Source organism: Deinococcus planocerae (assembly GCF_002869765.1).
Taxonomy (GTDB): Bacteria; Deinococcota; Deinococci; order Deinococcales; family Deinococcaceae; genus Deinococcus; species Deinococcus planocerae.
Window position 1 is genome coordinate 1 of record NZ_PNOR01000016.1, and the last position, 12,494, is coordinate 12,494.

Here is a 12,494-nt window from a genome sequence, read left to right on the forward strand (position 1 = left end):
GGTTGGAACGGCCAGGAACTCATCTGCCAGAATGCGGACGCGCTCCCCCAGAATCTGTGACGTAGACACTCCCAGATTTTCTCGGCTGGGAGCGCTTCCCCGTCGTTATGCAGGTGCAACTCCTGAGTGAAAGCGATAGCAGGCTGCTCACACAGCTAGGGCTGGTTGTGAGTACGCAAGATTATCAGCAGACAACCTACGGCGCGTTCGTCGCACTGGTCACCTCAGCCTCTACCGGTTACCCCTTTGAGGTTGCACTGACAGGCGGCTTCTCTGGCCGAGTCGTGCTTGCAGACTATATCACTCGATATAGCTTTAGCCATTGCGAAATGGCCTTCGTTGAGGCGGTGCCAGGTCAAATTGTAAATCAGGTTCTAGGAAAAATTGAGGCGATCTTGAGGTTGTAGAATGCAGCAACACGCGAAGGCATGACACAGGGGGGTGGCCCATACGGGCCACCCCCCTGTAGTAACAACGCCATCTATAAACTTTTGAAGATGTGCAAAAGAACGGCTAGGACTATGCAAAAGCACGAGTTGAGGGGTGCCTGGGCATGAGCGGTATCAGAGTGGTGTCATCCGCCCCATGGTAAAATCTGCATAATGGATGCAACAATAGATTCAGACATGAATATAAGTCTGCCGTCGAGATGCGTTCTCAGCGGCACGAGAAACGACAAATACACCTTCTCTTGACATGAACTCTGTCGTCGGACAAGATACTTTCCCTTTTACCGATGTATATTCCCACTTGCTCAACAGCAGGCGCGCCCACCCGGGCGCGCTTTTCGCTATTTGACAAGTCATTTTTGCTTGAGGCAAGCACTGACGCTTCCGGCAAATGGGAAAGTAGCGCCACCCCCGGAAGTAGCCGGAGCGCGTCCCAGACGTCACACAGCGTATTTTCCCACTCCTCTACGGGGGCTGCGGACCCGCCTTTCACGCCGTGCTGGACGGCATTCCTCCCGCTTCCACAACCGACACCCCCGCAGCGCTTCAGCACTCATGCCCTCGCAGCAGGCAGGTCGGAAAAAAATGGGGAAATAGCTCGCATTCCCGCGCGGCCTTCCCACCGTCCAGGACAGCGTTCACCCTATTTTCCCATTGCAGGATTGATTTTCCCACTCCTCGACCGGTCCTCGCCGCCCCGGGGGTGCTGTCGTGCCGGCCGCGCCCGCCTTTCGGGCCAGAAAGCCGGGGAACCGGGCACGGCGCCGTGCAGCCCTGCAAGTGCGTCCAGGCCAGCAGAGCGTGCTAACGTCTCGCTGGACCCAGGGCCGCGAGCCGCGCCCGGGAACAGGAGACCTGATGCACGTACCCGACTGGATCAGGGAGACCAACTTGCGCGAGCTGCGTGCCCGGGTCGAGAACCTGCCCCTCGAGAAGCTGGCCCTTGGGCGCCGCACCTACCGGGCCACCGCCGCCGCCAGCGTGCTGACCTGGGCCACCGGCCTCCTCGTCGTCGGTGCGTTCACGCAGTGGCTCTACCAACGGTTCGGCCTCGCTTTCGGAGGGGTAGCCGGCCTATTGCTGCTGATTACCTACGCTGGGCTGTACGCGAGCTACCTCCAGGACGGCTGGCAAAAGTCGAAGTCCGACGCTCCCGCCTGGAGCTGGGCGTGGTGCCAGGTCATGTCGCGCTCCTGGCTGCCCCTGGTACTCGCGGCAACCGCCCTGCAACTGGGCATCTATGCCCTGCTCATCCTGGTCGTGGCCCTGCTCTCCGGAGAGTCGCTGGCCTCGAGCCTGCGCGGCGCGCTGCTCGTCGGCGGCATGGGAGCCGCGATCTACCTGCCCGTCTTCCTGGCCAACATCGCCGGGGAACTCATCCGGGGCCTGCTGGGGCTGCTGGGTGGCACGGGCAAGCGGGTGGAGCGGCCCACCCCCAACCCGACGTTCGTCGAACGCCTCCTGACCCCCAGGATGGCCAGCATGAGCCTGGAAGAACACCCAGGTGGGCGAAGGCCGCCCCGCGCGTGCACCCGTGCTGTGGCTGCCGGTGAGTCCGCCGCGCTGGGCGCCAGCCTGGGGCAGCTGGCGGGGGCCGTGGCATGAAGGCCTGTCCACGGGCTTCTCAGGACCGGGCAGAGGCCGCCGCGAGAATGCCTCAAGCTTGATGAGCCCCCGGCCGGGTGAAGCCGGATGAACATGCCCCCAGCGTGCGCAGGCGCTGGGGGTTTTTTGTTGGTGGCTGCAGTGGGAACCCGGGCGCTGGCAGGATCAAGCAAGGTGGGTCCACTTTTGCGGACCCCACGGCTACTGTTCGCTGGGCTCAGAGCTCAGACGTCGGCGCCGGGGCTGGAAGTCGCTGGGGAAGGTGGCTCCCTGGCTGGCCGCCCGTTGGAAAGTGTTGGCGAGATTCTCGATCTCATCGCGCACGACGTCGCCAAAGCGCTCTGTCGCGGCAATGGCAAGTTCGGCGCGGTTCGGCTGCGGGCGCCGACCGTCACGCAGCTTGCGTTGGTGGGGATAACGATGAGCCATCACAGCCTCCTGGAGTCAGAGCTTAGCGCATCGGGCAGACCCACATTGTTCAGATGAGGATGAGTCTACACGTCTCCCCCGCTAGGGGGGTGAGGGGGTGCTGGCGGCGCTGGTAGGTGGTGACCGACCGAGGGCCCTGTAGGTAGAGCGCTTGCTGCTCTGTGCCCTGAGGACACCGATACAGCTGGCTGCGGCCAAGGCGGACTGCAACCAGCACGTGCCAGGAGTGTTCCTGTCCAGCGTCGGTGATGGCCCCATGGTAGACGCCCCGCAGTTCGAAGCTGTTGGCGTCGTCGTTGGGATACACCAGGAAGGCGCTCAAGTCGCTCAGGATCTGAGCCGGCAGGGAATGGCCGGGGACCTGGCTGGCCATGAGGGCAATCTCGTATGTGTACAGGAAGAGGATGGGCAGCGCGTAGTACTTCGTCTCCGACCGCCGCGCCGCCTCCTGCTGGAGTTCGGTCAGTGCCCGCTTCAAGCGCAGGACCGCCGGATCCCCAAGGGCGATGGTGGCCGCGAGGTCCAGCAGGTCCTCGAAATCGGCCACGAGGCAGTCGTAGAGATCGTCGATTCGCGCCTTGAAGGGACGGTAGTGCTTGGTCAGGTGGCGGTCTGGGGCCGTCCACTTGTCGCGAAAGGGCCGCAGCTCACGGCTGACCTTGCGCAGAAGCGCCCGGTTGATGCTGAGCGACACCGGGAGCTGCCCGCCCGGCAGCATCGCGAACGTGAACCCGTAGCCCGCTTCCGCGGCGATCAACGATTTGTGGTGGTCATGGCGCCTGTTGGCGGCGTCAGGATGGTCTGCGCGCACTGGCCCCGCCATCATGCCACTTCCTCCCCACTCTCCTGCTCCTCCTCTTCAGCCAGGTCGTAGTCCGGCACGTAGTCCTTGAGGAAGGAGGCAAAGTGCAGGGGCCCTGGCGCACTCGTCCAGCTTCCAAAATGCGCGTACTCGCTGCGCAGCGCCTCCACCAGCTTGGCCAGGTCCTCCGCCGCGTGCCGCTTGCTGCGCACCACCGTGATCTCCAGCGCGTTCGGCGTGATCCAGGCGTCGGTGTGCGGCGGGCCCGGATTCCCCTTCTCGTCGGGAATGGGCCGGTAGGTGCTCGCACCGCGCCGGGGCTTGAAGATGCGCGAGCCGAAGGAGAGGTAGGTCGGCATCGCCGGCCCGGTGTCCGTCAGGTGGTAGAGGTCGGCGTTGCTCCAGGTTGCCGAGGGCCGCACCTTCCCATCAATGGTCACCCGCACCCTGGGGGTGTCCATGATGACCTTCGGAGCATGCCCAGGCCGCAGGCGCACCAACGAGGCGTCCGGGAAGTCCTGCTCGGCGTGGGGCTCGGCCCCCAGACGCACGCTCTCCGGGTGCAGGCTCGCGTCCGCCAGCCAGGGCCACATCCCGCTCAGGGTGCTGGCGTCGGCGAGCACGATCAGGTCGCGATGCGCCGTGGCGCGCTCCGCCGCGATGCGGTGCACGAACTCCTGGGTCAGGCGCTTGCGCTCCTCCTCGGTCTCCTTCTTCGTCTTGCGGCGTGCCAGGTAGCTGGGGCCGTTCGCAGTCAGCACCCGGATCACCTGGGGCAGCTCCATCATGTTCGTGATGCGCGGCTCCCCGTCCCCCTCGCGCAGCATCACCGCCGCGCGGCAGGTGCCCGTGACCGTATCCAGCTCGACGGCATAGGGAATGAAGCTCGTCTCGTTCTGGCGGAATCCCGTTCGGTTCGTGCGAATGATGCCTAGCCCCAGCACGGTCGGCTGGAAGCCCTCGTCGGCGACCCCCAGGCTCTGCACCAGCTTCCCCTGGATGCCGTGCATCTTGCCGATGCTCTTCCAGGCCAGGTCCCGCCAGGCGTTGATCGTCCGGACCTGGAAGTTCTTCTCCGCGCCATGCGTGGGCGTGCCGTCCTTCTTGCGCTTGCTCGGCAGCAGGTACTGGACCGTGAGGCCCAGTTCACGGTTCAGGGTGATGCGCGCCGCGCGCTTGTTGACGGAGTCGTCGTGCCGCCCCCCGTACCACTCGTCGGCGAGCACCAGGACCCCGTGCAGGGGTTGGCCGGCCGCATCTTGCAGCTGCCGCAGCCGCGTCACGAAGGGGGCCCAGGCCAGTGCCCGCGCCCGTGCCCGCTCCGCCGGCCGGGTGCCCTTGGGCTCCGTGCGAGGCCCGTGCACGTTATCGGGCAGCGCCTCCAGATGAATGGTGGCCCCCTCGCCCAGGACACTCTCGAGAATGGCCTTGGCGCGCTCGGCGTCCGCCAGCAGCCCGTTGTAGTAGCCGATCACCAGGTGGTGCGAGCCGCCGTAGTGCTCGTCGATGGCCCCTCGGACCCGCTCGGTCCACTTCTGGAACTCGCGCTCGGCGTCCGCGATCGCCTTGAGGGTCTTCCTGTCGGTGTTCTCGTCAATCGCTGGCGGGTCCTCGAAGGCGAGCTTCCACGCCATGTCCGCGTCGCTCTGCTGCCCGTAGAAGGTCGGGATCTCCCGGATTGCCGTCCATGGGGTGAAACCGTGGAGCTTCAGGTGTTCGGCCGCCCGCTCGAAGGACAGCCGACGGTCGAGGTCCGTCACGCCGCGCAGCGCCGCGTCGGTCTCCGCCCGGCCGTTGCGGTGGGTGATCACCACGCGGTGCTGGCCGTAGACCCCGGTCGTGCCCCTCAGCGCGAGGTCCGCGGCGGTGACGCCGGTGAGCGGCAGATCGTAGCGGCGCGCGAGCGCCTGGTACTCGGCGGTCAGGCTAAGGTCCGCGCCCACCTCGAAGCGCAGGGCGCGGGCCTCCCCGGCCGGCAGGACGTAACCGCTCAGGTCATCGAAGCCCGCCCGTGGCTCGCGCGCCCAGACGAACTTCTTGTGCCGCAGCTGGATCACCGGGAGGGACCGCCCCGGGTAGGTCTCCACGCTCACCGTGATGCCCACGCTGAAGCGCACCTGGGTGTCCGCCACGTCCAGCGTGATGGGGTCGCTCATCAGGTCGGCGTGGTTCGTCCCCAGGTCGCTGCTCACCACCCGGCGCATGGGCCCCGCCTCCGGGTACACCTCCCGCCCGGCGAGCTTGTCGGCCACGAAGTCCGCCAGGTCCGCGTACTGCGTCCGAGTGGTGGGCTTGGCCGACCCCGTCTGCCGCTGGGCCTCCCACTGGAACACCTGGGTGCGGTGTGTCCGGGCGCCCACTGCGCCCCCGTTCAGGGCGAGTTGCCGCAGGGCCTTGGCCGCCCGGGCGTCCACCCGCTCGAGTTCCAGGACCGCCTCCTGCACCCAGTCGGCGACCGCCGCGTTCGCCGCCCGCTCCGCCGTCTCCACCCCCGTGGCGCTCAGCGCCAGCGTGGGGTCCACGCCCCGGCCGAAGCTGCGGTCCACCCGGATCACCCCGGCGTCACGGGCCTGCAAGCGCAGGCGCAGGTCGCGCACGGGCAGGCCCTCCTTGTAGGGCCTCAGGCTGGCGTCCATCGCCTCCAGCAAGGGCCGCACCTGATCACTCCATCCCACCCGGGTGACAACGTGTTCGGGGTTGAGGACGTTCGTGAAGGCGAGCGCCGTGGGCGTGGCGTTGACGGTCCGGGTCCTGGGTTGCTTGGGCACAGTCACTCCTGGTCGAGGTCGCCGTCGTCCTCGAGGTTGGTCGGCGGGTAGAAGTCGTCCTCGTCGTCGTCGGGGGTCCGCAGCCCGCCCGTGGTCAACCCCTCGATGTCCTCGAAGGCCGCCGCGAAGGGCCCATACAGGGCGTCCAGCACCGCCCGCTGGGCTGGGTCGCTGTGGGTGACGTAGCCGGCGAGGAGGTTGCGCATGGTCACCAGGACGCTGGAGCGCTCGCTGTCGGGCTCACCTTTTGCGCTCTGGGGCGCCCAGGCGGCGTCCACGAAGTACACCTCAGCGGGGCTGCTCTTGCGGATGGCGCGCCCGATGGTCTGCAGGATGGGAATCAGCAGGTTCGCGCTGAAGGCGCGCAGGAAGCTGTCAGGCAGCCGGCTGGCGCTCAGCGGCACCGACAGCAGCCGCATGACCCGGTCGTACAGCGCCCGCCGCTGGGCCAGGTAGCTGTTGCCCACCTCTGCCAGGCTGCTCGTTGGCAGGTGCTGCCGGTCGAACAGCTCGGTGTCCCGGGCGATGGTCGAGAGCATCAGACCCAGGTCGCCCACCACTGGGTGCGGGCGCGTCAGGAAGTACACCGAGCCGATCGCCGCGGCGCCGCTGTCCTCGTCATCGGTGGAGAAGACGATGTTCACCCCGCGGCCCAGCGCCGTGAGGGGGAACACCACGACCGTCACGTCGTCGTCGTGCCCCAGAGCCTCCACCTGCCCGCGCAGGATGTAGTGCTCGCTGGGTGAGGGGGCCTCGGGCCGGACCCGCACCACCCCGCGGGTGCGCTCGGCCAGCGCGGGGTTGACCCGGGCGATCTGGCGCACGACCTGCTCGACCTGAACGTAGGAGTTCACCACCAGGGCGCATTTGCGGTGGCGGCACCCGGGCGTGCTCATGGAGCGCGCCGCACGCTCTAGCGGGCTCAGCCCGCCGATGCCGGGCTTGGCGAGGTAGGCCGCCATGTGCCGCAAATTCTCCAGACGGTGGCGCCCGGCCCCGCTGAAGCGCAACGGCTCGTCGCGGGTGGGGTGGCGGATGGGCAGGAGGCGCAGCGTGAGCTGCACCTGGTCGCTCTGCTTGGGGCGCAGCACGTAGCTCGGCGGCACGCCCACGTGGTAGGACGAGCTGTCGGGCATCCACGAGGTGGCACTGGTCAAGAGGACGTTGGCGCCCTCCTCGTGCAGGCGGTGCAACAGCAGCCGGGGGGCAGTGTCGAGCACCAGGTAGTCGATGTCGAAGCCGCGGCCGCCCTCCTTCTCGCGGTAGCGCACGCTGCTGAAGGTGCCCAGCAGGTTGCGCGGGACGAACTGCTCCAGGTCGGCGCTGGCGTTGGCGCGCACCGCCTGCGGCAGGATGCCGTAGTGCGCCAGCGGCCGCGTCATGCGCACGAGTTCCTGGTAGGCGGCGATGGTGAAGCCGGCGGCGACGGTGAGCCGCGCGACCGGCGCGAGTTCCTGCCGCTTCTCCGGGGCCAGCAGCCAGGCGAAGTGCCCCGCGAGGACGTCCAGCTCCTCACTGAGGTCCGCCGAGCGCGTCAGCGCGTGCAGGTAGTTCTCGAAGGCGTCCACCAACTCCTGCCAGCGGGCCTCGGCGGCCGCGGAGGTGAGGTCCAGCGCCTCGGCGAGTTGCGCGGCCTGGCCCCAGGGGCGGCGGTCGCGAAAGAACGCCTTGTACATGGCGCTGTCCCAGAAGGCGTAGATCGCGCTGCGCCGGGCGCTCGTGCAGGGCACCCCCAGGGGCCGTTGCGCCTCCCTGATCAGGAAGTTGGTGGTGAGCAGCCGGCCCGCGAAGTCCAGCCCGAGCTCGTCCCGGTGGTCACGCTCGTAGGTGTCGATCTCCTCGTGGAAGCGCACCAGGTGCCGTTCGAAGTTGTTCGCCGCGTAGTGGTGCGGGTACAGCTGGCGGCGGTCGTGCACCGCGAGGCGCCCGGTCAGCGACAGGCCGGTGACCTCCTGGGCCTTGGTGTGAACGCTGTCGGCCGAACCGCTGAGGTCCAGCGCGTTGGCGCCCAGTTCGTCGAGCACCTTCTGGGTCTCGTCCACCTCGTCGAAGATCACCAGGTCAAAGGTGCGGGCGATCAGCTCGAAGTACTGCAGCCGCTCGGGGCTGGTATGGGCCGGCACCGTGGTGTCGGCGCTGCGCACATGCCCCAACCAGACGCTCGCCGTCACGAGGTCCCGCTGGTTCTTCACCCGGCCGCAACGGCTCCACATCGGGCAGAGGTGAGGCTGCGTCTTCCCGGGCAGGTGCAGGCTCTCGCAGGGGGCGTCCTCGGGGGCCCACAGCTCCCAGGCCTCGCCCTCGTTCACCGCGAAGGCGGGCAGCGGGCAGGTCTGCGCGAACAGGTCGGCCCCAACGCGGGTCTGGGCGAAGCCGTTCGCACCCTGGGTAGCGATGAGTTCCGCCAGGCGCTCCCCGTGCTGCTGGTGGGTGCTGGCGGAGCGGCCGACGAGCATCGCCACCGAGGTCCGGTAGCGCCGCAGGCGCTCGAGGTATTCTCGGGCGGTCTCGATGCTGGTGAAGAACACCGCCACCCGCTTGTCCTGCTCGGCGAGGTGCGCGCACAGCAGGCTGATCAGGGTGGTCTTGCCGGCGCCGGGCAGGCCGATCAGGTGGTGCAGGCCGCGCAGGTCGAGTTCCTCGGTGTCTTCCAGGCCCTCGGCCGCCACCCGCTGCAGGTGGATGACCCCTTCCAGGCGGGCGGTCCAGTTCTCCGGCTTCCAGCGGTCCTTGTTCGCTTCGTCAATCGCGTCCAGCCGCGCCGCCGTGACCCGCAGATCTGCCAGGGTGACCCGCAGATCAGCGTCGGGAGTGCGGGTCAGGTCGTGCTGCCGGGGCCTGGGCAGGTCCAGGCCCAGCAACCGCACGGGCACATCGACCGCTTCGGTATGGGGGCGCAACCGGGCGACGAGGTCGCCCCCGGGCGCGAGTTGCAGGCCGTGCCGGGGGCGCACCCGGGGCCGGGTCAGCTGCTGCTGGGCCGCCAGGATGCGTGCGCTCTGGCCCGGGACCGGTGTGAACGCGAGCGTCCGGGGGTCGATGCGGTAGCTAGGGTCGGTGCCGCCCTCCTTGAGGCGGGTTCCGAGGTCCTGCACCGCCTTCTGCACCGCCCGGTGGGTGGGGAGCTTGCCGGTCAAGCGTCGGGCGTTGCGCACGGCGGTGGCGTGGCCCTGCGACTGGTAGCTCGACTCGGCGACCCGGGTGCCGCTCAGGACCAAGGGGAGACGCTCGAGGGTGGACTCGCCCAGGAGCTCCATCAGGGCGCAGCCCCACTGGATGCTCTCGGCGCCCTTCCACATGTGGGTGGGTTCAGTCACGGTGGGTCTCCTGGGCGAGCAGGTCGATCACCTCATCGACGCTCCTGACCTCGAGGGTCTGGCGCAGGCCGGGCACCAGGTGCTCGCGCAGGCGCGGGAGATAGGCCTCGTTCCGCGCCCGGCGGCTGGCCACGGCGAGGATCGTGCGGGAGTACAGGCGCAGGCCGCCCAGGCTGCCGTTGAGCTTGCGAGCGAGCCGGGCGGGGTCGCGGTAGTCCTTGACGTCTATCCCGATCTCGTCGCCCAGCGAGACGTCGCAGGCGTCCTCGCGGGGGTAGAGCTGCACGGCGGCGCCGTGGACCCGGCGCAGGGCGCGGTAGAGCCGCACCTCCTCCTGGGCGGGGTCACACCAGTACTTGAGAATCTCGGGGCGCGCGATGAAGGCATCGGCAAAGGGCACCGACTCGCCCGGCAGTGCCACCGGGTGCAGGGCGCGGCAGGTGATCAGGCGGCAGCGGCCGTCCTCACGCAGGGGGGCCTGACAGCGCCCGCAACGGGCCACCATACCCGCCTGGGCCTGATCGGCGTGGGCCGGGACGTACACGTGCTCCAAGAAGGCAGCGACCTCGCCGCTGAGGCGGGGGTCCTGGCGCACCTCACGCAGCTCCTCGCGGGTGGCGAGGGGGTGCTCGGCGATGAACTGGCGCACCCGGGTGTAGACGGCGGGGCGCTCGTCGGGGTCGAGGCTACCCAGCGCGGTGGTCAACCGGCCGTGCAGTTGTGTCTCGATCAGATCCTCGAGGTGACCGCCCTGCTCGGCGAGCAGCGCGCAGTCGTCGCTGGGGACCAGGAAGTCGGGGTCGACCAGCACCATTTCGGCGTACTGGGAGTTGTTCGCGATGGCGCGCGGCGCCCACTCCCCCAGGGGACGGACGCAGCGGGCGAACAGGTCGTGCACGCTGGCAAAGGTCTCGGGCGTGTCCCCCGGCTCCTGGAGGGCGAGGCGTGCAAGGTGGGCCTGCGCCTGACGCACCTCCTTCGGGAGATGGGTGTACTGGCCGACGAGGTGACCCTCCTGAACAGTCTCGAACTGCTTGAGCACGGCGTGGGCGAGCAGGATAGCGGTGCGCTCCGCGTGGTCGGTGTTGATGGCCGCCGCGGACGCTGGGGCGGGGCCGCTGAGGATTGCCTCGATCAGTTGCGCGTCGCTCAGACCAGCCAGGCTTTCCTTCACCAGGGCGACGGGCATGTCCCGGTCGCGCAGCTGCTTGGCGCGCAGGATTTCCAGGACGTTGCGACCAGTGAAGCGGCGCCCCATGCGAGTGAGCAGCCCCTCGTCCCGCCAGTCGCGAACTGCGCGCTCAGTGGGGAACTCGACTGCCAGCCCCAGTTCCCGGGAGAGCTCGCGCACCCGGACGAGCGCCTCTTTCAGGTTGCCCTGCCAGTCCCCGATGTCGCTTGAGACGTTCATGAGGCCAGCATATGAAATGCCACTATAGGTGTCAATATGTGTTTAGCGTAATGCCTGAGCCGGTGGGAATACTTGCGAAGCTATCTCCGGCATCCCATCACGCCGCCAGTGGCTTTTTCCCCCTGGCAACCCGCCTCTTTCACTGACCACCGGGGCTTTAGGGAGAGCGGCAGTCGGTGTCATGGCGACCCCAACATGCCGCTCCTTGTCGTTCCTGAACGTCCCCGACGGTCTCCTGTCCCGCAGACGTGAGCCAGCCCCTCTGGGACGCGGCTTACCTCAAGGTGTCAGGTACTGAGCTTCTCCGGAATAACTGACATCTTGAGTGCAAGAAAGGCAACCGACATGAATAGCGCTACAGCATTTCTGATTGCACTCGTCAGAGAGACAGACGACATCTCCAGCTCGCCCTGACAAAATTGGACAGCCTCATCGAGCAACTCCACCACGCACTCGAGCAATGACAGCGCAGCAGACAACTTCTATATTCGACGTTCCCCGTCTGACTGTGTGCACCCGTCACTTCTCTGACCCTCGCGCCGAAGCAGGAGGACCGATGGCAAAAGCCCTCCAAGTCCTGAGGCAGACCTGGCTCAACCGCCCCTTTGAGCCGCGGCACAACAGCAGTCATCCAGTTGCTGCCCGGAAACACTCCCAGCGTTAGGGCCTCCACCCCTGCTCAGTCCTCCTGAGCGCCGCCTGCCCCCCTCCGCAAGCCGAGGGGGAGGCGCCGCCCTCCCCCTCACCGTGAGGCCGCGCTGGCGGCGCTGGCCGTGACCTCGCCGTCCGTCCTGCCGGGAGACCCTTCAGCCCGGCAACCGCGCGAGGACGTGCCGGGCGCGCGAGAGCTTGGGGCCGCGCTGGCCGTCGAACTCGTAGGGCTCGTTCATCAGGAACCAGTACAGGTCGTGCAGGTAGGTGTGCGCGAGGTAGGCCCGCAGCCGCGTCACCGTCTCCGGGGCGCGGTCGGGCAGGAAGGTCAGCGCCGCCTCCAGGCTCGCGTCCGGCGAGAGCAGGTCCAGGGTGCCCGTCTTGAGGAGGGCAACGTCACGCAGGGGATCGTCCCACGCCGCCTTCGTCCAGTCGATCACGATCACTTCCCCCTCAGGCGCGATCAGGATGTTGTCCTGCCACAGGTCGAGGTGGCAAAACGCCGAGGGCTGGTCGAGCAGCCCGCGCTCCAGCGGCTCCTCCACGGCGTCGAAGAGGTCGTCGAGGGGGTAGGCGGCGAGCGCGCGGCGGAAGCGCTTGAGGCGTTCACGCAGGCGGCTGAGGTCCACGGCCTCTCCCCGCTCGCGGTGGAGGGCCCTCAGGATCTCGCGCAGCCTCGGGAGCGCGCGGGGGACGTCGGCGGCGGCGAGGGGGTGCCCGGGGAAGCGGCGCATGATCAGGGCCTCCACCCCGTCGGCCTCCACGGCGTCCACCACCCAGTCGCCGAGAGCGGCGCGGCGCATGTTCTCGGCCTCCAGGCGGTGCTCGCCCTGCTGGTTGCGGTACACCTTCACGACGACCCCTCCGTCCGGGGTGCTGTACACGCGGCTTTGCATCCCCTGGTCCATCGGGGTGAGGGGGCCGTAGCGGGCCTCCAGCACGGGGAAACGGAGGGAGGTCGGGCCGCCGGAGGTCACCCGCGCATCATAGCGGGGCCCGTGGGCGGGGGCGACGAAAGACGAGCGGGGAGCGGGCCCGGACCGGACGGGAAACGTCACGGGC

Annotated in this window: 8 protein-coding genes; 2 read left to right on the forward strand and 6 right to left on the reverse strand. The window is 68.2% G+C overall.

The window, feature by feature from the left end:
* Positions 1 to 107 precede the first annotated feature (107 nt).
* Both A7B18_RS21425 and A7B18_RS10610 read left to right on the forward strand, forming a co-directional pair.
* Entirely contained in the window at positions 108 to 407 is a 300-nt protein-coding gene (locus A7B18_RS21425) for a hypothetical protein (RefSeq protein WP_146009521.1), read from the forward strand.
* Between the two features lie 900 nt (positions 408 to 1,307).
* Positions 1,308 to 2,054, forward strand: a complete 747-nt coding sequence (locus A7B18_RS10610) for a hypothetical protein (protein ID WP_146009522.1) — start codon at positions 1,308 to 1,310, stop codon at positions 2,052 to 2,054.
* A gap of 201 nt (positions 2,055 to 2,255) precedes the next feature.
* Here the strand turns inward: A7B18_RS10610 and A7B18_RS10615 are convergent, their stop codons facing one another.
* The 6 genes from A7B18_RS10615 to A7B18_RS10640 form a co-directional block, all read right to left on the reverse strand.
* Positions 2,256 to 2,483, reverse strand: coding sequence for a hypothetical protein (locus A7B18_RS10615; RefSeq protein ID WP_102126676.1), 228 nt, complete (start codon positions 2,481 to 2,483; stop codon positions 2,256 to 2,258).
* 49 nt (positions 2,484 to 2,532) lie between these two features.
* A complete protein-coding gene (locus A7B18_RS10620; RefSeq protein ID WP_102126677.1) occupies positions 2,533 to 3,309 on the reverse strand; it encodes a hypothetical protein in 777 nt (258 codons plus the stop codon).
* Entirely contained in the window at positions 3,306 to 6,053 is a 2,748-nt protein-coding gene (locus A7B18_RS10625; protein WP_102126678.1) for an RNaseH domain-containing protein, read from the reverse strand. Before A7B18_RS10625 ends, A7B18_RS10620 begins: the two co-directional genes overlap by 4 nt.
* A 2-nt stretch (positions 6,054 to 6,055) precedes the next feature.
* On the reverse strand, positions 6,056 to 9,370 hold the full coding sequence (locus A7B18_RS10630; RefSeq protein ID WP_146009523.1) for a pPIWI_RE_Z domain-containing protein: 3,315 nt from the start codon (positions 9,368 to 9,370) through the stop codon (positions 6,056 to 6,058).
* Positions 9,363 to 10,781, reverse strand: a complete 1,419-nt coding sequence (locus A7B18_RS10635) for a restriction endonuclease-related protein (protein ID WP_102126680.1) — start codon at positions 10,779 to 10,781, stop codon at positions 9,363 to 9,365. Before A7B18_RS10635 ends, A7B18_RS10630 begins: the two co-directional genes overlap by 8 nt.
* A gap of 806 nt (positions 10,782 to 11,587) precedes the next feature.
* Positions 11,588 to 12,409, reverse strand: coding sequence for an aminoglycoside phosphotransferase family protein (locus A7B18_RS10640; RefSeq protein WP_102126681.1), 822 nt, complete (start codon positions 12,407 to 12,409; stop codon positions 11,588 to 11,590).
* Positions 12,410 to 12,494 lie beyond the last annotated feature (85 nt).